At 65.9% G+C, this 20162-nt stretch carries 16 protein-coding genes and 1 pseudogene; 11 read left to right on the top strand and 6 right to left on the bottom strand.

The window, feature by feature from the left end; all coding sequences use genetic code 11:
- The first annotated feature begins 133 nt into the window (after positions 1–133).
- The 3 genes from ABD791_RS17785 to ABD791_RS17795 all read left to right on the top strand — a co-directional run bounded on the left by ABD791_RS17785 (position 134) and on the right by ABD791_RS17795 (position 5331).
- Positions 134–3385 carry a DEAD/DEAH box helicase gene (locus ABD791_RS17785; protein ID WP_345069166.1) on the top strand — a complete coding sequence of 1084 codons (3252 nt, stop codon included), beginning with the start codon at positions 134–136 and terminating at the stop codon, positions 3383–3385.
- A 119-nt stretch (positions 3386–3504) separates the two neighbouring features.
- The gene (locus tag ABD791_RS17790; protein ID WP_345069168.1) at positions 3505–4641 is read left to right on the top strand and encodes a baeRF11 domain-containing protein; all 1137 of its coding nucleotides are present in this window, start codon (positions 3505–3507) and stop codon (positions 4639–4641) included.
- A 99-nt stretch (positions 4642–4740) separates the two neighbouring features.
- Entirely contained in the window at positions 4741–5331 is a 591-nt protein-coding gene (locus tag ABD791_RS17795; RefSeq protein ID WP_345069170.1) for an NADPH-dependent FMN reductase, read from the top strand.
- A gap of 632 nt (positions 5332–5963) precedes the next feature.
- Here ABD791_RS17795 and ABD791_RS17800 read toward each other — a convergent pair.
- The 3 genes from ABD791_RS17800 to ABD791_RS17810 all read right to left on the bottom strand — a co-directional run bounded on the left by ABD791_RS17800 (position 5964) and on the right by ABD791_RS17810 (position 11428).
- Positions 5964–6773, bottom strand: a complete 810-nt coding sequence (locus ABD791_RS17800) for a DarT ssDNA thymidine ADP-ribosyltransferase family protein (RefSeq protein WP_345069172.1) — start codon at positions 6771–6773, stop codon at positions 5964–5966.
- Between the two features lie 434 nt (positions 6774–7207).
- Positions 7208–10873 (bottom strand): TM0106 family RecB-like putative nuclease, encoded by a 3666-nt coding sequence (locus tag ABD791_RS17805; RefSeq protein ID WP_345069174.1) that lies wholly within the window; start codon positions 10871–10873, stop codon positions 7208–7210.
- Positions 10874–11062: 189 nt separating this feature from the next.
- A complete protein-coding gene (locus ABD791_RS17810) occupies positions 11063–11428 on the bottom strand; it encodes a TM2 domain-containing protein (RefSeq protein ID WP_345069176.1) in 366 nt (121 codons plus the stop codon).
- Positions 11429–11646: 218 nt separating this feature from the next.
- Here ABD791_RS17810 and ABD791_RS17815 point away from each other — a divergent pair, with 218 nt between their 5' ends.
- Positions 11647–11934 (top strand): GNAT family N-acetyltransferase, encoded by a 288-nt coding sequence (locus tag ABD791_RS17815; protein ID WP_345069178.1) that lies wholly within the window; start codon positions 11647–11649, stop codon positions 11932–11934.
- 128 nt (positions 11935–12062) lie between these two features.
- Here ABD791_RS17815 and ABD791_RS17820 read toward each other — a convergent pair whose 3' ends face one another.
- Positions 12063–12503: a DUF7715 family protein gene (locus tag ABD791_RS17820; RefSeq protein ID WP_345069180.1), complete on the bottom strand. Its 441-nt coding sequence runs from the start codon at positions 12501–12503 to the stop codon at positions 12063–12065.
- Positions 12504–12647: 144 nt separating this feature from the next.
- Here ABD791_RS17820 and ABD791_RS17825 point away from each other — a divergent pair, with 144 nt between their 5' ends.
- Together ABD791_RS17825 and ABD791_RS17830 are read left to right on the top strand one after the other, a co-directional pair.
- The gene (locus ABD791_RS17825; RefSeq protein WP_345069182.1) at positions 12648–13688 is read left to right on the top strand and encodes an NAD(P)-dependent alcohol dehydrogenase; all 1041 of its coding nucleotides are present in this window, start codon (positions 12648–12650) and stop codon (positions 13686–13688) included.
- 414 nt (positions 13689–14102) lie between these two features.
- Positions 14103–14816 carry a DedA family protein gene (locus ABD791_RS17830; RefSeq protein WP_345069185.1) on the top strand — a complete coding sequence of 238 codons (714 nt, stop codon included), beginning with the start codon at positions 14103–14105 and terminating at the stop codon, positions 14814–14816.
- A 178-nt stretch (positions 14817–14994) separates the two neighbouring features.
- Here the strand turns inward: ABD791_RS17830 and ABD791_RS17835 are convergent, their stop codons facing one another.
- Entirely contained in the window at positions 14995–15684 is a 690-nt protein-coding gene (locus ABD791_RS17835; protein WP_425562270.1) for an MBL fold metallo-hydrolase, read from the bottom strand.
- Complete coding sequence (locus ABD791_RS17840) at positions 15684–16778, bottom strand: S-(hydroxymethyl)mycothiol dehydrogenase (RefSeq protein WP_345069189.1); 1095 nt, start codon at positions 16776–16778, stop codon at positions 15684–15686. The genes ABD791_RS17835 and ABD791_RS17840 overlap by 1 nt, the downstream gene beginning before the upstream one ends.
- Before the next feature lie 27 nt (positions 16779–16805).
- On the opposite strand from ABD791_RS17840, the gene ABD791_RS17845 reads away from it, so the two are divergent.
- The 5 genes and pseudogenes from ABD791_RS17845 to msrA all read left to right on the top strand — a co-directional run bounded on the left by ABD791_RS17845 (position 16806) and on the right by msrA (position 19988).
- Complete coding sequence (locus ABD791_RS17845; protein WP_345069191.1) at positions 16806–17657, top strand: M50 family metallopeptidase; 852 nt, start codon at positions 16806–16808, stop codon at positions 17655–17657.
- Between the two features lie 105 nt (positions 17658–17762).
- A complete protein-coding gene (locus ABD791_RS17850) occupies positions 17763–18338 on the top strand; it encodes a hypothetical protein (protein WP_345069194.1) in 576 nt (191 codons plus the stop codon).
- 77 nt (positions 18339–18415) lie between these two features.
- Positions 18416–18706: a DUF4287 domain-containing protein gene (locus tag ABD791_RS17855; protein WP_345069196.1), complete on the top strand. Its 291-nt coding sequence runs from the start codon at positions 18416–18418 to the stop codon at positions 18704–18706.
- Positions 18707–18876: 170 nt separating this feature from the next.
- Positions 18877–19320: pseudogene (gene msrB, locus ABD791_RS17860) on the top strand (peptide-methionine (R)-S-oxide reductase MsrB); the annotation flags it as partial.
- A 143-nt stretch (positions 19321–19463) separates the two neighbouring features.
- Positions 19464–19988, top strand: coding sequence for a peptide-methionine (S)-S-oxide reductase MsrA (msrA, locus tag ABD791_RS17865; RefSeq protein ID WP_345069197.1), 525 nt, complete (start codon positions 19464–19466; stop codon positions 19986–19988).
- The last annotated feature ends 174 nt before the right edge of the window (positions 19989–20162 follow it).

Here is a 20162-nt window from a genome sequence, read left to right on the forward strand (position 1 = left end):
GTGGCGAATGACCATTTTCGGCGCGCGGAATGGTCATTCGCCACAGTTCGGCGGCAGGGTCGGGCGCCGATTGGAGCACGGCGCCCCGGGTGCTTCGACGTGGAGCGTCAGTGGAGGGTGAGAACATTGACGGATGCCGACGCCCGCGACCCCCACGGATTCCGGGGGCGATCGCGCGTGGAAGCGGACCGTCAGCGCGCTGACCAACCCGAGCGCGCCATCCGTCGAATTCGGATACACCCGACCGCTCGCCCCGGCGAGCGCGCCAGGCGACACCCCGCCGGCCCCGATGGCTCTGCAGTTCGAGCTGCGGGAGCAGCTGCCGCGCACGCTCGAACGCTGGAGCGGCCCGTCGGCGCGCACCGTGACCGACCCGGTCGCAGGGCGGGCCGCTTACCGACTCGGGGTGCGGCCGGTGATGCGCGGCACCTCCGGCAAATGGGTCAAGGGTTCGCTCAGCTGGACCAATCTGTCGCACCAGGGAAACCGGCTCAATCTGAGCCCCACCCATCACGACTGGTTCGGCCAATTCGCCGCCCTGCACCGCGCGGTACGGGCGCTCTACTACGGCCAGGAAACCGACTGGCTGTACCTCGACGAGTTCACCAGTCCGCTGCTCTGGAATCTGTTCGACGAGGCGGAGCGCCTCGGCATCGCCCTCGTCGGCACCTCGAAAGGCGCGGAGGTGCGCATCGGCAGGCGGGCGGAGGTCAGCCTGGACGCGACATCCGACGGTCGAAGCAGTGCAACGTCTGCGAACACTCCCCGCGACGCCAACCGGCCGATCTCCGGCCTGCGGGTCAGCACGATCCTGACCATCGACGGCACCGCGTATCCGCCGGAGTTCACCGCCCCGATCGGTGACCACGGACTCTACGGATACGCACCGGTCTCCCCCACCGTGTTCACGCTCGCCCCGACCGGCCTGCCGCTCACTGAGGCTCAACGGGGTCTGCTCGGGCAGGCGGCGACGGTGCACGTTCCGGCCGGTGATGTTGACGAATTCATGAGCGACCATTTTCCGGAACTCAGCCGGCTCGTGCGCATCACCAGTTCGGATGCCTCTGTACGGTTTCCGGCGGCGCTCCCGCCGGTTCTGGTGCTCACGGCCAGCTATCGGCCGAGGCACACTCTGCAGCTCGACTGGGCGTGGGAGTATCGCCACGGATCGCTGGTCACGAGGGTTCCACTCGATGAGTCATCACACACCGAATCGATAAGCACTGCAGAACCGACAATCGAGCGCAATCGTGACACGGAGAACGTGATCGTTGCTCGTGCCGTTGGAGTGCTCGTACCGGTCGCTGCGGTCCTGTTCCCCGCACAGGCTTCCCCCGCCGCTGGGCCCGCCGCTGGGCCCGCCGCTGGGCCCGTCGCTGGGCCCGCCGCATTTGAACCCCGCCACAGCCTGACCGGCATCGACGCCGCCGAGTTCAGCTCGCGCGCCCTGCCGGCGCTGGCGCGCCTGAGGGGTGTTCGCGTCGACATCGTCGGCAGCCAACCCGAGTATCTCGAGCTGACCGACACGCCCCAGCTCACCTTCACCACGATCGAGACCGATCAGCGTGACTGGTTCGACCTCGGTGTGCTGGTGCAGGTTGAGGGGCGGAGCATTCCGTTCGGGCCGCTCTACAAGGCGTTGGCGAAGGGGCAGAAGAAGTTGCTGCTCGTCGACAACTCGTATATGTCGCTGCTGCAGCCTCAGTTTGAGCAGCTGCGCGAGCTGATCGAAGAAGCGAAGACGCTGCAGGAGTGGGAGACGGGCCTGCGCATCAGCCGCTACCAGGCCGGACTCTGGGCCGACTTCGAGGATCTCGCCGACGAGACCGACGAAGCGGTGGCCTGGCGCACGACGGTGTCTGGCCTGCGCGATCTGACCGAGGTGCCGGTCACCCCGCTGCCGACCGGCGTGCACGCGACGCTGCGGCCGTACCAGGCCGAGGGTTTCAACTGGCTCGCGTTTCTCTGGCAGCACCAGCTCGGCGGTGTGCTCGCCGATGACATGGGGCTCGGCAAGACCTTGCAGGCGCTGGCGTTGATGGAGCATGCGCGGGCGGGGGTGGCGGATGCGCGGGGTACGGACGCGGACCAGGTCACCGGGTCGCGAGACGGCCCTGGCGGGCCTCCTCGACCAACGGCGGGAGCAGCTCCGTTCCTCGTCGTCGCACCCACCTCCGTCGTATCGAACTGGGTCTCTGAGGCCGCGCGCTTCACCCCGGGCCTCGTCGTGCGCGCGATCAGCACGACCGAGGCGACGCGCAGCGAGAGCTTGGCGGATGTCGCCGCCGGGGCCGACGTGATCATCACGTCGTACACATTGTTCCGTCTCGACGCCGAGACCTATCAGGCCGAGGCGTGGGCCGGGCTGATCCTCGACGAGGCGCAGTTCGTGAAGAATCACACCAGTCAGGCGCACATCGCGGCACGTGAACTCGACACCCCCTTCAAACTGGCGATCACAGGAACGCCGATGGAGAACAACCTGCTCGAACTCCACGCGCTCTTCGCCATCGTCGCGCCCGGGTTGTTCCCGTCGGCCCGCAAATTCGCCGAAGACTACGTGCGCCAGATCGAGTTGAGCACCAACCCGGTGCGACTTGCCCGACTGCGCCGACGCATCCGCCCGTTTCTGATGCGTCGCACCAAAGAACTCGTCGCCCGCGACCTGCCGGCGAAGCAGGAGCAAACCCTGCAGATCGATTTGAACCCCGAGCACCGCAAGCTGTACGACACGTTTTTGCAGCGGGAACGGCAGAAGCTCCTCGGACTGCTCGAAGACCTCGACACGAACCGGTTCATCGTGTTCCGGTCGTTGACGCTGCTGCGGCTGCTCAGCCTCGATGCTTCCCTGGTCGACCCGGCGTATGCGGCGGTGCCCAGCAGCAAACTCGACGCCCTGTTCGAACAGTTGGAGGATGTTGTCGCCGAGGGCCACCGGGCACTCATCTTCAGTCAGTTCACGTCGTTTCTGAAGAAAGCGGCCGCGCGTCTTGACGCACAGGGAACCCCGTATTGCTACCTCGACGGGTCGACTCTGCACCGCTCGGAGGTGATCGACCGGTTCAAAACCGGAGCAGCTCCGGTGTTTCTGATCAGCCTCAAGGCCGGCGGTTTCGGCCTCAATCTCACCGAGGCAGACTATGTCTTTTTGCTCGACCCGTGGTGGAACCCGGCGAGCGAAGCGCAGGCCATCGACCGCACCCATCGCATCGGCCAGACCAAGAACGTGATGGTCTACCGGATGGTCGCCACCGGCACCATCGAAGAAAAGGTGATGGCACTCAAGCAGAAAAAAGCGAAGCTTTTCACCGCGGTGATGGACGATGACGCCGCGTTCAGTGACGCGTTGTCGGCCGACGACATCCGCGGACTGCTCAGCGAGTAAACCGGCCCTGTTCAGGCGCACCGTACCGAAAGTAGACTGGCGCCACGGTCGAGTTCGTGACGAGGAAGACCCAGCGGAAAGCCTCGCCGCTGGCTCTCATTGCGTCAAAGGAGATCCATATGCTGCACACTGATATCCCGAACCGACTCGATGTGGAAGCTCTCGCAACCACCCGGGAACCAGGGTGCGTTTCGATCTATCTCCCAGCCGGCAACCTTCCAGCCGAAGCCGACCAGGCCAAGATCTTGCTGAAGAATCTGCTGCGCACCGCCGTTGACCAGCTCGTCGCCGTCGACACGCCAGCCGCCCTCGTCTCGGCGATCACCGAGTCGGTCGAAGAGCTCATCGGTGACCGCGACTTCTGGCGCTACCAGTCGACCAGCCTCGCTGTTTTCGTCACCGCGACCAGCCGCACCAGCTACCGTCTGCCGAGCGTTCTCGTCTCGGCCGTCGAAGTGTCTGACCGCTTCTACATCAAGCCGCTGCTGCGCGCAGTGACATTTCCGCAGGCCGCCCTCGTGTTGGCCCTCGCCCAGAACTCGGTGCGCTTGATCGAGATTTCTGCCGACCAGGCGGCGAACCGGCTCGACATTGAAGATCTGCCAGAGGATGTCGCTGACGCGGTCGGTCTGGAATCCGTCAGGGGGCGCAGTGCCGAAAGCAACAACCGCGGCGGCCGAGTGCAGGGTGACGAAGGTCACAAGGTGCGGATGCGGGAATATGCGCAGGCGATCGTCAAGGCCGTGCGCCCGACGGCGTTGGGCACCAGCCGGCCGATGATTCTGGCCGGCGCCGAGCCGCTGGTCAGCATCTACCGGTCGGTGTCGACGCATCCGCGGCTGACCGAGGCCGTGATCTCCGGCAACCCGGAGGAGCGCTCCGACGAGCAGCTTGCCGCCGCCGCGCGACCGATTCTCGACGCCCTCTATGCGGCGGAACTCGATGACATCAAGGAACGCTTCGGAACCAATGCCGCGCACGGCCGGGCGGTCACCGATCTAACCGACATCGCCCGAGCGGCAACCGGCAACGCCATCGACACGCTGCTCTTCGACATGGACCACTCCGTGAGCGGCTCAATCGACGAAACGAGCGGGGCGATCACCTTCGACGATGAAGACGACGCCATCAACTACGGCGTCGTCGATGAGATTGTGCGCCGGGCTCTGCTCAGCGGCGCGAAGGTGTTTGCCGTCAGGCAGGATGACGTTCCGGGCGGTGGCGGGGTGGCCGCGATGGTGCGTTTTCCGTCATAACCACACCGGTGGCCTGGCCACGACTAGCTCCATAACTGGTCGGGACCGGGCCACCGGGTCTCGTCTCGCTCGAGACGTCGATCAAGTCAGGAGCTCGCTATGCCCACCATTTTCGAACATGAACCGCCGTACACCGTCGGCTATTTCATCGGTAGTCTCTCGGCGCATTCGATCAATCGCACGCTGTCGAAAGCGCTGATTCGACTCGCACCGGCCGACCTGCAATTCACCGAGATCGTGATCAAGGATCTGCCGCTTTACAACCGTGACCTCGACGCTGACTATCCGCCAGTGGCGCGGGAGTTCAAAGCGCAGATCAATGCCGCCGACGCGCTGCTGTTCGTGACCCCGGAGTACAACCGGTCGGTGCCGGGCGCATTGAAGAACGCACTGGACTGGGCGAGCCGCCCGTGGGGGTCGAACGCTTTGACCGGCAAGCCGTCTGGAGTGATCGGTGCATCATCCGGAGCAATCGGCACGGCGCTGGCCCAGCAGAGTTTGCGCGGCACTCTCTCGTTCAGCAACGCACCGCAGATGACGGCTCCAGAGGCCTACATCCACATGACGCCTGGTCTGATTGCGGATGACGGCAGAGTCACGAATGAAGGAACCGAGGAGTTTCTGCGCGCGTACATGGCGGAGTTTCACCAATACATCCTGCGGGTGCTGACGGTGTTGCCGCCGCGTTAGCGTCTGGCCGTCCGGTTGGCTGTCCGTCTGGCCGACTCCAAACGCTGACGCGAATCTGGGGGCCGCATTTTCGCTAATGAACTTCAGAGTCATATGAGCCTGAAGTTCATAAGCGAAAAAGGCACCCCTGCCGTCGGTTCATCGAACCTGACGAGATCACGAACCTGTCGAGATCACGCGAGCCGACCCCTGCACGCCTGGACGCGTCTGAGAACCGGCCGGCGGAGGTCTCGACAAGCCCAACCAACGGAAAAAGAACACCGCGCGGGCTGAAAACCGTGACGCCCGTTGAGTTCACTGGGCGTGGCGGTTTTCGACCCGCGCGGTGCGAGGCCGCGTCTGAAGGCTGGCTCGCGAGGTCTCGAGCTGTAGGGCCGCTGCGCGGCATTGTGGTGGACGAATTTGACCATTTCGTTGGTCGAGGAGGCCGCCCGCGGCCGTCTCGAGACCCCGTGAGCCGACATTTGAACGCAACCCGAGTTCAAGGATTGGCTCGCGAGATCTCGAGACGCGTGCTCGCAAGCTCGCGCGCTCCTCGATCAACGAATAGGCCACATACCTAATAGACACGGGCTCGCTGACTCTCGCTCGTTCCTCGACCAACGGAGAGGGCAACGGAGGGGTTAAGAGGGTTACGCCTCGAGCGCAGACTCTTCTGACGGCAAGAACCACGGCGGGTAGACCGCGACCTTGGTGCGGTAGCCCGACGGCTTGAGGATGGCCTTGACGGCATCCCGCACACGGTCGTTCGAGACGCCGATCAGCACGATCTGCTCAAACGGGAACTCGGTGCGAACCAAGAACTCCGCCTCGAGCAGCGCGCCGGCATCGGCGTTCTGACGCACGTGGTGCAGCAGACGCAAAGCCGAGTCGCGCGTCTCACCGAAGCGTGTGCGCTCAAGCGCAGCGTCGGCATCCGTCACGACGATCGCCGCATCGTTCTCGGCAACGTCGGCCGGGTGCAACTCGGTGGCGTTCTTGACGGCACTGACCAGAATGACGAAGTCAGCCGGCGTCGAGTTCGTCGCCTTCGGGGTGAGGCGCGGGTCGAGCGCGTGCGAACGGATGCTCTCCCACACGCTCGCATCAGGCGAGAGGAAGAAGGGCACATAGCTGGCAATGCTCTCGGTGTCGTCGCCGGCGACGCGGGTGGTGCGGCGCCATTCACGGTTGCCCTCCGACGACATGTCGAAGGCGGGGCGGGACTCGTCCCAGGCTTCGCTCGCGTCGGCGTGCAGGGTGCCGCTCTCGAGGATGCCGGCCAGATTCTTGATGTGGGTGAGGTGGTAGATGCGCTGATCGCCAACCTTCACCGGGGCGGAACGCAATGACACGGTGGGCTTCAGTGCGCCACCCTTGGGTGCGACCGGTGCGGAACGCAAAGTGGTCGGCGCCACCTTCTCGCGTGCCTTGCTGGCGCGCTGCGAAGGGTTCGAAACCACACGCGCTACGTCAGGTGCAGCTTGGGGAAAACAACTGGCACACAGTCCGTCGTCAAAGCCATGGATACATTCGTCGCTCACGGTAGTGCCTCTCCTGGGCGTGGCTCCAGTGATCTCGAAGTCCAAGATATGAAATCCACCTGTTAACGTTACGCGTGATTTGGGGTGTCCGTTTACCGTCAGAGGATTTCACGCTGAGAAAAGCGTGCGAATTGCCCGTTCGCTGGTCGAGGAACGAGCGCCAGCGAGTGTCTCGAGACCCCGCAAGTCGATGATCGAACGCAACCCACGTCAAGAGATCGGCTCGCCGGGTCTCGAGATGCGCGCTCCTTCGTCGCGCGCTCCTTCGTCGCGTGCTCCTCGACCAACGAAATGGCCCATATACCTAATAGATGCGGCCTCCTGCGTCGGCTGCTCCTCGATCAACGATGGAGCTACACCCCCGATTCGACCAGCGTGATGAACGCACTCAGCTCCGCCACCCCGTCGGGCGTCACCGGCAGGCCGTCGGTGAGCGCCGGCGAGTAGACCAGGTAGGCCGCCCACTTGGCGCGCGAAATCGCCACGTTGAGCCGGTTCTTCATGATCAAGAAGCCGAGGCCACGCGGCACATCGTCGGCCGAGGATGCCGCGAGGCTCACGATCGCAATCGCCGCCTCCTGCCCCTGGAACTTGTCGACGGTTCCCACCCGCACCGCCCCGAACCCGGCTGCCGCGAGGGCGTCCCGCACCGTGTTCAGTTGGGCGTTGTACGGCGTGACAACGATGATGTCGGCCTGATCGAGCGGGTCGGCGGCACGGTGGTCGTGCGGATCGGTCCACGGCGTGCCGAGCAGAGACTCGACGAGGGCGACCACAGCGGCCGCCTCCTCCGGCGACTCCACTGAGTTGCCGATGTGCTGCACCGGGACGATGTGCAGGCCGGGCTCGACGCCGTCAAGATGACGCAACACCGCGGTGGGGTGCGAATGCAGCTCGCCCTCATAGGACAGACGCGAGACGGGCGCCGTGACGGCCGGGTGCATCCGTCGGCTCTCGGCGAGAAAGTAGCCGAGCGACGCCGGGAGCACATCGTGCCCGGCGCTGACCCAGCCGAGCGCCGATTGGTCGATTGGCTCCGGGTGGGTGCCCTGGCTCACCTGCGGGAGTTGTTGCGGGTCGCCGAGCAGCAGCAGCCGCTCGGCCGCGACGCTGGCCGCGATGGTCGAGGCGAGTGAGAACTGGCCGGCCTCGTCGACGACGAGCAGGTCGAGGCTCTGCCTCGGCACCCGCGCGGGGTTGCTGAAATCCCAGGCCGTGCCGCCGAGCACAAACCCGGAGTGGGCATTGTCGAGGCTGAAAAGCAGTTGGCCGTTCGGGGCCAGCACCGTGAACGGCGAAGCTTCGGCGTCGAGGTCGGTGTCGTCGTTGCGGTCGCCAACCGAGCCCAAACCAGAGCCAGATCCCGAGCCGGAGCCCGAGCCGGAACTGGAGCCCAAACCTGAGGCACCCGATGCACCGGATGCGCTCCCGCCGGCCGTCCCGGATGATCTTGCAACCGCCGTACCGGTCTTTGCGACCTTGCCGACCAGTTCGATGTCGAGCCCGGCCTTCACGATGGCCGCGAGCAGGTTCTCGACGACGGCGTGCGACTGGGCGACGACGCCGATCTTCCAGCCGTGCTGCTGCACCAGGGCGGTGATCACGTGGGCGCCGAGATAGCTCTTGCCGGTGCCGGGCGGCCCTTGCACGGCGACATAGGACCGATCGAGGTCGAGCAGACTCGCCACGACGGCGTCGATCCGCTCGTTGCCGGCGGGGTCGTGCGGGGCCGGAGCCAGCGCCCCCGAACGGGTGCGCGGGGGCACCCGGCGCAAGATGTCGACCATCGGTTCGGCCGGCCACTCCGGCTGGGCGTCGACGATCGCTTGGGCCCACTCTTCGATTGCGGGCTTCTGCTGGCCGGCGGGCGGTGGCGCCGAGGGAGCCAACGCGACAGGTTTTTGAGCGTGCTGGGCGGCATCCTTCGGCAGCGTCTCTTCGAGCAGATAGCTGCCGTCCCAACCGACCTCGAGCACCTTCACGGTGCGGGCCGAGCGCGCGCCGGGCGACGCGCGCGGGTCGAGGTAGGGGCCGGGGTAGTCGTAGAGCAAGTAGGGACCGGCCTGATCGCCCGGCTTGATGCTGCTACCCGGCGCGAGGCGACCCCAGACCCGGATGGTGCGGCGGTCGGTGCGCTGGCGGCCCTCGCGGTACCAGTCCTGTTCGAGACGGGCATCGGTGATGCGCAGCACGTCGCGGGTGTCTTCCCACTCGTCGATCGGCTGATCGAGGCGGGCGAAGTGGCCCCACCAGAAGCTCTTCTGCTCGCGCTGGTGGTAGTCGAGGGCCGCGGCGGCGAAGGCGGCGGCCGTCTGGTCTGCGGTGCGATCCGGGTCGAGCGGGTCTCCGGCGAGCGCCATGAGCCCGTCCCGCAGCGGCGAGGGCGGCAGCTCCCCCGGCTCGTCGTCGGTCGTGTCATGCAACCCGACCGGGATGCCGCCGGCCGCGGCCTGCTCGAGCAACCAGTCGCGCAGGCGCAACGTGGACACACAGTCGTACCGGTTGTAGTCGGCAATCGAGTCGAGCATCCGTTGCGCTTCGACGGTCTCGCCCTGCACAGCGAGCTCGCGGGCGTCGGCGTACTCGGTGATTGAGTCGGCCGCATTGGTGACCTCGCCGCCGCGCAGTTCGTCGCCCATATAGAGCGGCTCAAGCTTCTTGATCGAGTAGGAGCGTGACCCCACCCGCAGCGCCTTGCGCACCAGAGGGTAGAGGTCGACCAGGGCGCTGTCGCGCAGCAGCTGGTCGATCTCGTCTTCGCCGACGCCGTGCCGGGCGGCGATGCTGAGCAGGTGGGTGCGCTCGTAGGCCGCGTAGTGGTAGATGTGCATGCCCGGAAACTCGGCCCGTCGAGCCCGTAGATAGTCGAGAAAGTCGCGGAGCGCTTGGCGTTCCTCGGCGAAGGTGTGCGCCCAGAAGGTGCGGAAAGTTGCGTCGGGTTCGACCAGCCCGAACAGGTAGTCCAGCCCCCATTGCCGGGCGGATCCCTCGGTGTAGAGCGGGTCGCCCTCGAAGTCGAAGAAGATGTCGCCCGGGTTGGGCGTGGGCAGCGCGGCGAGCGCCGACGCGTTGTAGACCTCGATCGGCGGCGCCTCGCCGGGCACGGCGTTGATCTGCAGCTGCGCCTGGGTGCGCAACGCGTGCAGGGTGCTCTCGGCGATTCCCTCCACGTCGCCGCCCGAGGCGAGGTGCGCAGATGTCGCGAGCTCGTCGATCGTTCGGATGCCCGCCTGGGCCAGCCGCGCACGCTGGGTCAACCGCAGACCGGCCACGAGCAGCAGGTCGCGGTGCTGCTGCACCTCGGCCTCGCAGGTCGCGCAGCGCCCGCACACCGCGTAGCGCGGATCACCCCAGGCCACCGGGTTCTCGTCGGCGAGACGCTCACCGATCAGCTGAAGCAGGCGTTGCTTGCGCCGACGGTAGACCGGGCGGATGTCGGCGAGCCGGTGCACACTCACTCCCCCGTCGCCGAGCAGCAGCTCGACGGTGTCGGCCGGGCGCACACCGATCAGTTCGAGCTGGTCGGCGTAGGCCGCCAGTTGCAGCAGGGCCGTGACCTTGGCGCGGCGGGCGAGCTTGGTGTCTTGGATCAGGTAGCTGCCATCGGGTTGGCGCACGATGAAGTCGGCGAATCCGATGAAGGCGATGGGGCTGTCGGAACCGCCGGTAGAGCCGAAGCCGTCGTCGAAGAAGGTGGCCTGAAAGACGAGTTCGGCGCCGGAGGCGAACGCCTGGGCAGTATCGACGGCGACCGCCTCGATGCCGTCGCGGTCCAGTTGTTCGGGGCGGGCAATTTCGACGACGCCGGCACCGAGCGCGGCCCGGTAGCGTTCGAGCACGCGCAGCTCATGGGCGTCGCCCAGTCGGGCGGTGCGGTCGAGCATGGCGTCGACCGGATCGGGTTCGGCTTCTTTGTGCCCGAGCTTCGCGTCAAGCTTGCGGAGAAACGCGAACTCGCAGGCGGATGCCGCGGAGAGGTCGCTGGCGCTGGTGACCACGCTGCCATCGAGCAAGAACATCGGGCCCACTTTCGGTTGGTGATTCGAGCGTAGCTGTGACCACCGACGGCGGCTCGAAGAGCGCTCCGACACCGGTGCAGGTACGAGGCCACCTCGCGTGTTCTCCCTGCACCTCGTCGAGGGCAGCAACGCCCGCACTGAAAAGGGCCGGGACGACTGCTGTCGTCCCGGCCCTTTTCAGTTGTTGAACTAGGCGCTCAGGTTGGCCAGCTGCGTGGCGGTGTTGGCCGCGCCGCTGATGGCGCCCAGCACGTAGAGCACGATGGTCACGATGATCGCGACCTTCTTGTTGGCCGCGTAGCCCGACAGCGGCAGACCCTGCTTGTCGCGGGTCGCGCCGGCCAGAACCATGATCAGGTCGATCAGAACCCAGATGCCGAATCCGCCGAGCGTGATCAGCTTGAGGATGCCGGTTCCGATCTTGCCGAGGTAGAACCGGTCGATGCCGAAGCCGCCGAGCAGCATGGCCAGGAGCCAGGTTGCTACGAAGGACTTCTGGGAGACGGGCTGTGCGGCGTAGCCGGGGGTCGCAGTCTGGGTGTTGTAATCGGTCATGTTCGCTCCATTGGTTCGGTCGACAAGGAGGAGCTCGATGATCCCCCCGGGTGTCGTGCAGATGTCGTGCAAGGTCGTTGCAAGGCACCCGTCACGGTGCGTCTAAGAACCTACCTGGGAATTGACTGTGATGGGAGGACATTTTTGGGTACGTCGTCGACCTCGGCGTGTGCTGCGCAGCTCAGCGCGTTGCACACAGCGATGACTACGCTGGAACGATGGCCCACGAATTCGTTCACGAACCGGATGCCCGCCGCTACGCCATGCGCATCGACGGCCAGCTGGCATGCATCGTCGACTACGCGGTGAGTGGCAACGCGATCGCGCTCACCCGCACATTCACGCAACCGCCGATGCGCGGACACGGCTACGCCGGCGAGCTCGTCGAATTCGCTGTCAACGACATCGAAGCCACAACGCCCTATCGCGTCCTACCCTCCTGCTGGTATGTCAGCGACTGGTTCGAGAAGAACCCGGGGCGCACGGGGTTGCTTAGCCGCCAGTGACTACGGCCGGATGAGCCGGACACAGAACGCAGTCGAACTGCGTAAGCCGCGCCGTCACTTCTCTCCTCACCTCTGTTCTCGACTCAGCTCAACCCGACCGCTGACTCTTGGGGCCCTTCCGTCTCAGTTCAGAAAGTCGGATCAGGCTCGCTCAGCGATGCGATTTCAAGCTGCGCCCGCAACCACAACCCGTCACGGCGACGTTCCAGCACCGCCCCCTCTGGGAAAAGTCGGGCGGGGAGAAGAACCTCTTCGACGAATTCCTCGACCGACTGGGTTGTGCAGCAGGAGCACCATCCGGCGGCACCAAAACATGCTCGCAGCGCCATGTCGAACTCGTTCCGGGTCAAACCAGGAACATCGCGCACGAGTACGGTCGTCGTATCCTTCAGCGAACTCATTCCCAGAAATGCTCGCCTGCACACGCACCTCTTTCGCTGCTTACTTCGTCCCTCAGGGCAGGCCTCCCGCATCCAGACCAGCTCGCCATCAACGCAGTTGTTGAAGTCGTCGGGCCGTTCGCCCTGGGTCAGGCCCGTTGCCACCAATACCTTCATGATCTTCTCCATGTTCTCTGGCACGAGCGTCTATGAGTAGATACATGTCACGCTAGTTCTGACCACTGACACACGGTCGGCGACTAGCCTCGAGGAAGACGGACGGCCCACCCACTACCGAGGACTTCGAGCCGTTCGGGATTGGCGAACATCACCATGAAGGCATTGCAGTACCGCACAATCGGGTCACGTCCCGAGGTCGTTGAGATTCCGATTCCCGAGGTCGGCCCCGGCCAAGTTCTCCTCAAGGTCACGGCAGCCGGCGTCTGCCACTCCGACGAGTTCGTGATGAGCCTGCCCGAAGAGGCCTACACCTTTGGTCTGCCGCTCACCCTCGGCCACGAAGGCGCCGGCATCGTGCATGAGCTCGGCGCGGGCGTCACTCAGTTCAAAGTCGGCGATTCAGTCGCCGTCTACGGACCGTGGGGCTGCGGCCGGTGCCACAACTGCGCGGCCGGCAAAGAGAACTACTGCAGCAATGCCGCCACCGAGGGAATCGCCCCTCCCGGACTCGGCGCCCCCGGCGCGATGGCCGAATACATGCTGATCGATGACCCGCGACACCTGGTCCCGCTGGGTGCCCTCGACCCGGTCAAGAACGTGTCACTGACCGATGCCGGGCTCACCCCCTATCACGCCATCAAGAAGTCCCTGCCGAAACTCGGCGCCGGCACCACCGCCGTCGTGATCGGAACCGGCGGCCTCGGCCACGTCGGCATCCAGATTCTGCGCGCTCTCTCGGGAGCGACCATCATCGCCCTCGACGTGAACGACGAGAAGCTCGCCCTGGCGCGCAAGGTCGGCGCGCATCACGCCATCCTGAGCGATGCGGATGCCGTCGCCACAATCAAAGAGCTCACCGGCGGGCTCGGTGCGAACGCCGTCTTCGACTTTGTCGGCATCCAGCCGACCGTCAACATCGCGGGCGCCGCGGTGGCAGCCGAAGGAGACGTGACGATCGTCGGGATCGGCGGCGGATCGCTTCCCGTCGGTTTTGGGGTCATCGCGTACGACGCTGCCGTGCGCGCCCCCTATTGGGGCAGCCGCAGCGAACTGATCGAGGTACTCGACATGGCCCGTCGCGGTCAGATCGAGGTCGAGGTTGAGACGTTCTCGCTCGCCGATGCGCCCACCGCGTACGAGCGTCTGCACGCCGGAACGATCTCGGGCCGTGCGGTGATTCTGCCGAACGGGTAAACCGCACACCCGCGCCGCGCGCACCCGCTGACACGCTGAATGCCCGAGCTGGCCGCCGATACTTCGGCGGCCAGCTCGATTCTTCGGCTGGACCCCTCTCTTGCGAACGTAAAGGAGGAGATTCGGCGACACGCCGGGCAATCTGGCCAGGTTTGCGCGGTGTGTCGCAGAATCTCCGAGTTTGCGTCACTTTCTCGGCTCCAGCCGAGGTCGCCCAGTAGCGTCGCGCACGGCTCCCGTTCGCAAGTTCGGACATTGTGGAGAATAGGGGCGAAATCGGGCTTTGGGTGACCACGATTGGCCACAATCTCCGAAGTCAGGAACCGAACCTCATCCTCCGGGTGGACATACCGTTCACCAGGATGACACCTCAGACCGACGCGCTGCGCATGGCCCGTTTCATACGCTGAACGTATGCCCCTTCTAGAGTCACTCAGCGAGTTCGTGCTCGCCCTGGCCGCGTCACCGTGGGTCTATCTGATCGTTCTCCTCGTCGTGATCATCGACGGATTCTTCCCGCCCGTCCCCAGCGAATCGATCGTCGTCGCCCTCGGCGCCCTCGCGATCTCGACGAACGCCCCCAACCTGATCCTGCTCGTGCTGGTCACCGCCGTTGGCGCCGTGATCGGCGACTCGATCGCCTACTTGATCGGGCGCCGCATCGGGCTCGATCGCTTCCAGTGGATGCGCCGCCCGCGCATCAGCGCCGGCGTCAGTCGGGCGCGCACCGCCCTCGATCGCCGAGCTGCAACGCTTCTGCTCACCGCCCGCTACGTGCCGATCGGACGCGTCGTCGTGAACATGACCGCGGGCGCCACCGGGTTTCCGCTGCGCCGCTACCTTCCGCTGGCCTCGCTGTCGGCGCTCGGCTGGTCGCTCTGCACCGTGTTCATCGGAGTGCTGGCCGGCACCTGGCTGAAGCACAATCCCGTGCTCGGTGCCGTGGCCGCGATCGTCATTGCATTCGCGCTCGGGCTCCTCGTCGATGCCGTGCTCTCCCAGGTCGCGCGCCGGCGTGATGCGCGTCGGACGAGCGAGGGCGGATGCGAGGGCAGATGCGACGTCGACGGTCTTGAAGATGCGAACGAACCGGTGTTGCTCGAAGCAGGTAGCGAGCTGGTCCGATAGCGGGCCTGCCGGCAGCGGCCCGGCAGCGGCCCGGAAGCGGCCCGGCAGCCTCCCGGCAGCGGCCCGGCAGCGCCCCGGTAGCCGGCCAGGTAGCCGGCCAGGTCGCGCCCCGTGGCCGAAGCGGTCGAGGCGGCCAGAACTCAGCTGACCTCGACTGATCCCCGCGAGGTTGGCCAGGTCAGTGCCCGCGGGCGATCCACTCCTCGCGCTGCGGCGCCTCGTCTCCGATCAGCGTGTTCTGGCCGTGCCCGGTGCGCACCACGGTGTCGGCCGGCAGAGTCAGCAGCCTGGTGGTGATCGAGTAGATGATGGTTGGGAAGTCGCTAAACGACCGACCCGTCGCCCCCGGCCCGCCGTGAAACAGGGTGTCCCCGGTGAAGACCGTTCCGAGAGCCGGCGCAAAGAAGCAAACCGATCCCGGGGAGTGCCCGGGCGTGTGCAACACCTCGAGTTCGATTCCGGCAACCGAGATGCGCTGGCCGTCGGTCAGCGGAGCGCTCGGTCGGTTCGAAACCGGCGCATCACCCGGATCAGCCGCACCCGCCGCACCCGCCGCACCCGCCGGATAGACCATGTCCCAGAGCATGGTGTCGGCGGAATGCAACCAGACCGGGGCATCCGTTGCCGCACGCACGCGACCAGCAGCGCCGATGTGATCGTTGTGCGCGTGGGTGCAGAGGATGGCCAGCAGCGTGCGATCGCCGACGGCTTTCAGGATGGCGTCGGCATCGTGGGCGGCGTCGATGACGACGCATTCGGTGTCGTCGCCGATGATCCAGACGTTGTTGTCGAGATCCCAGGTGCCACCGTCGAGGCTGAAAGTTCCGACGGTGACGAGGTGGTCAATACGTGCTGCCATGGCGGACATCAGAGCACCACTACCGAACGCAGCACGTCGCCGCGCGCCATTTTCTCGAAGGCCGCGTCGATCTCAGTGATGCCGATCTTCTCGCTCACGAACTCATCGAGCGGCAGCCGACCCTGCAGGTAGAGCTCGGTCAGCATCGGGAAGTCGCGCTCGGGCAGGCAGTCGCCGTACCAGCTCGACTTCAGCGAGCCGCCCCGCCCGAAGACATCGAGCAGCGGAATTTCGAGCATCATTTCAGGGGTGGGCACGCCGACGAGCACCACGGTTCCGGCGAGGTCGCGGGCGTAGAACGCCTGCCGCCAGGTTTCGGGGCGGCCGACCGCATCGATGACGACGTCGGCGCCGAAGCCGCCAGTCAGTGCCTGCACCGCTGCGACCACGCCGGCCTCGTCGAGGTCCGACGAATCAATGGCGTGCGTGGCCCCGAGCTGCTGCGCCTTGACGAGCTTCTTGGCGTCGCGGTCGATGGCGATGATGACGGATGCGCCAGCCAGGCGTGATCCCACAATCGCGGCGTTGCCGACACCTCCGCAGCCGATCACGGCGACCGAGTCGCCGCGGCTGACGTTGCCCGTGTTCATGGCGGCGCCGATGCCGGCCATGATGCCGCAGCCGAGGAGTCCGACGGCCGCGGGGTCGGCATCCGGATTTACCCGGGTGCACTGCTTGGCATGCACGAGGGTCTTCTCAGCGAAGGCGCCGATGCCGAGGGCCGGACTGAGCTCTGTGCCATCGGTGAGGGTCATCTTTTGACTGGCATTGAAGGTGCTGAAGCAGTACCAGGGTTCGGCACGCTTGCAGGCGCGGCAGTCACCGCAGACGGCGCGCCAGTTGAGCACCACGAAGTCGCCGACGGCGACGTGGGTGACGCCGTCGCCGATGACGCTGACGCGTCCGGCGGCTTCATGGCCGAGCAAGAAGGGGAATTCGTCGTTGATACCGCCCTCCTTGTAGTGGAAGTCGGTGTGGCAGACGCCGCAGGTGTCAATGTCGACGATGACTTCACCGGGGCCGGGATCGGGGATGACGATGTCGACCAGTTCTACCGGCGCACCTTTCGAGCGGGCGATGACGCCTTTAACGGTGGTGGGCATGGTGCTCCTCGAATGCGTGGATGTCTGGTGTCGCCGGACGACGCCGAGTCGTGTGGCTTCTCCCCTCACACTATCGGTGAGCTGCGAGTTGCCGCCGAGCCCCGTTCCACGCACGCCAGCTGCGGCCCGGTGCAGCAAAATGGAAGCATCGACATTTCACTCTCCTCTTTCGACTGGCCGGCGCTCTTCGCCCCCACCGCCCCGGTCGAGATCACTCCCGCCGCGCTCCTTGGCATCCTCGCGATCGCCGCCGCCCTCAGCATCCCCCGCGTCACCTGGCAGTGGTTCGGCCTGTTCACCACGCTGGTGCACGAACTCGGCCACGCGGTCGCCGCGCTTCTCACCGGCCGAGCGGTGCACGGCATCCGTATCCGCAGCAACCATTCCGGCGACGCCCTCAGCAGCGGGCGCGGCACGTTCGGCATCGTCGTCAGCGGCATGCTCGGCTACCCGGCACCGGCGCTCGTCGGCGCAGCGCAACTCTGGAGCGTCTTCACCGGGTACACCGCGATCGCCCTCTTTCTCGGCGGGGCGATGCTGGTGTTGACCGTGCTGGTGATCCGCAACCTGTTCGGAGTCCTGGTGGTGCTTGCCGCCGCGGCGGCGAGCGCCCTGCTCTGGTTCTACGCGACGCCGAACGTGCAGAGCTACGCGCTGCTGGTGCTCGGCACTGCGCTGCTCGTGGGCTCGGTGCGCGGACTCCTCACCGTCATCGGCGTGCATCTGCGCCGCCGCGACCGGCTGCCCACCTCCGACGCCTACCTGTTGTACCGCCGCACCGGCGTGCCGTCGCCGGTGTGGCTGGCGTTGTTCGCGATCGTGATCGGCGGATGCGTGGTGCTCGCGTTCAGCACGTACCTGGCTCATTTCCCGGCCTGAGTTGCGCAAACGGCGCACCTGCGACCCGCCTGCGACCCGCCTGCTCTCGCAGTCTGAGGCACCTGGCCGCCGCGTCGCTCGGATGCCACGCCTAGACTTTTCAGCATGAGAACTCCGATCGTCGCGCTCGCGCTGGCCTGCACGCTTGCCCTCACCGGCTGCACGGCCGGGGGCGGCACGGGTGCGTCGAGTTCTCCGAAGCCGACCGCCGCCCCCACGTCGTCGGCACCGGCATCCGCTGCCCCGACGGCCGCCGTCACGCCCACCGCGCTCACTCCGATCGTGCCCGACCCGCTCACCGACGCCTCAGCGGCCACCGAGACGGTGCGCCTGGCCGACGCCATTCAGGCACTCATCCCCGCCGACGCCATCGTTCACGTCGACGACCACACCCAGCTGGTCGACAAGGGTGCGGGCGCCTCACCCTATTTCGGCGTCATCCGCACCATCACCACGACAGCGACGACGGATGCGACGGCCACCGCCACGAACATGGCCGCGTCGCTCGTGTCGTCGGGTTGGATCAGCCGCGACTCCTCAACGAACGCCGGCACCACGCTCAACGCGCTCTACAGCGGAACCGATGCGGCCACCTCGTGGTTTGTCATCGTCGGCGCCGACACGAACGACCCGAAGGCACCGGTGATCACCATCCAGTTGGCGAGCCCCGACATCCCGTAGCGCGGTTTTCGCGGCCACCGGAACGCCCGGATTCGCTATCATCGCAACCACCAACACACCAATGTAATGGAGCAGCGATGTCATTCCAGGCGTACCTCGACAACATCGAAGAGAAGACCGGACTGACGCCGCGCCAGTTCATCGCCCTCGCTCAGGAGAAGGGTTTCGACGACCCCGACACGAAAGCCGGGGTGATCGTCGATTGGCTGAAGGCGGACTACGATTTGGGCCGGGGTCATGCCATGGCGCTGGTGCACGTGATCAAGAAGGGCGAGAAGATCGACGCCAAGCACGTGGCAACCGGCACGGCGCACAGCGACGAGTCCGACACACTCTGGCTCGACGGCAAGCAGAGCCGGCCGGTCTAAAGCCACAGCTGCTCAAGCCCACAGCTACTCAAACCCACAGCTACTCAAACCCACAGCTGCCTCCCAGCCTTTCGGGAACAGCCTCTGCCTCCCATCCGTTCTCTCCAGTGACTCCGAACAGTAGGTGTCACCGGGCGCCGCAGCCAGCGACGCCGAGAAGGAGGAATGACGTGTCAAACGAGTACCGCAAGACTCCCGAGGCGCTTGCTCGCCTCACCCCCGACCAGTACCGGGTGACTCAAAAGGAGGGCACCGAGCCGGCCTTTCGCAACGAGTATTGGAACAACCACGAACCCGGCATCTATGTGGATGTCGTGTCGGGGCAGCCCTTGTTCGCCTCAACCGATAAGTACGACAGCCGCTCGGGCTGGCCGAGCTTCACCAAGCCGATCGAGACGGATGCCGTCACCGAGAAAACCGATCGCGCGCTGTTCATGAAGCGCACCGAGGTGCGCTCCTCCGGTGCCGACAGTCATCTCGGCCACGTTTTCGACGACGGCCCAGCGGATGCCGGCGGGCTGCGTTACTGCATGAACTCCGCAGCATTGCGTTTCGTGCCAGTGGCCCAGCTGGAGGAAGATGGTTACGGCCGGTACCGTTCCATGTTCCCGGCGGCTGCGTCGGCAACCGGTGCCGCCGCATCCGGAGACTCAACGTCGGGAATCTCAACGTCGGGCGGCACCGCACCCGACAGCCCCTCATCCGACTCCCCCACACCACCCACCTCCGCCCCACTTTTTCCCAAGGAGAACGAATCATGAGCACAGTGACCGAAACCGCAATCCTCGCCGGCGGATGTTTCTGGGGCATGCAGGATCTCATCCGCAAGCGCCCGGGCGTGCTCTCGACGCGCGTGGGCTACACCGGCGGTGACGTGCCGAACGCCACCTACCGTCACCACCATGGCCATGCCGAGGCGATCGAGATCGTCTTCGACCCGGCACAGACGAGCTACCGCGAGCTGCTTGAGTTCTTCTTTCAGGTGCACGACCCATCGACGCGCGACCGCCAGGGCAACGACATCGGCTCGAGCTACCGTTCGGCGATCTTCCCGACCAGCCCCGAACAGGATGCGACGGCGCGCGACACCATCGCCGACGTCGACGCCTCCGGGCTCTGGCCCGGCAAGGTCGTCACGACGATCGAACCGCTCGGCGCCTTCTGGGAGGCCGAGCCCGAGCACCAGGACTACCTCCTGAACTACCCGAACGGCTACACCTGTCACTTCGCGCGGCCCGGCTGGGTGTTGCCCAAGCGCGACGCGGCGGAGTCGGTCGCGTAGCGTCCGCGTAGCTGATCGGCGCCGCTATTCCGCGCCGCCGATCGGCACTCGCTGCCAGCCGCGCACGTAAAGGAGGAGATTCTGCGACTCGCCGCCACAAACCGCCTGGGCCGACCCAGGGATTCCGGTCAGTAGTCCTCCGCTATTACTGATTGGATTGCGAATATGGCACGG

The sequence above is a fragment of the Glaciibacter kafniensis genome, from assembly GCF_039538945.1.
GTDB classification, from domain to species: domain Bacteria; phylum Actinomycetota; class Actinomycetes; order Actinomycetales; family Microbacteriaceae; genus Cryobacterium; species Cryobacterium kafniensis.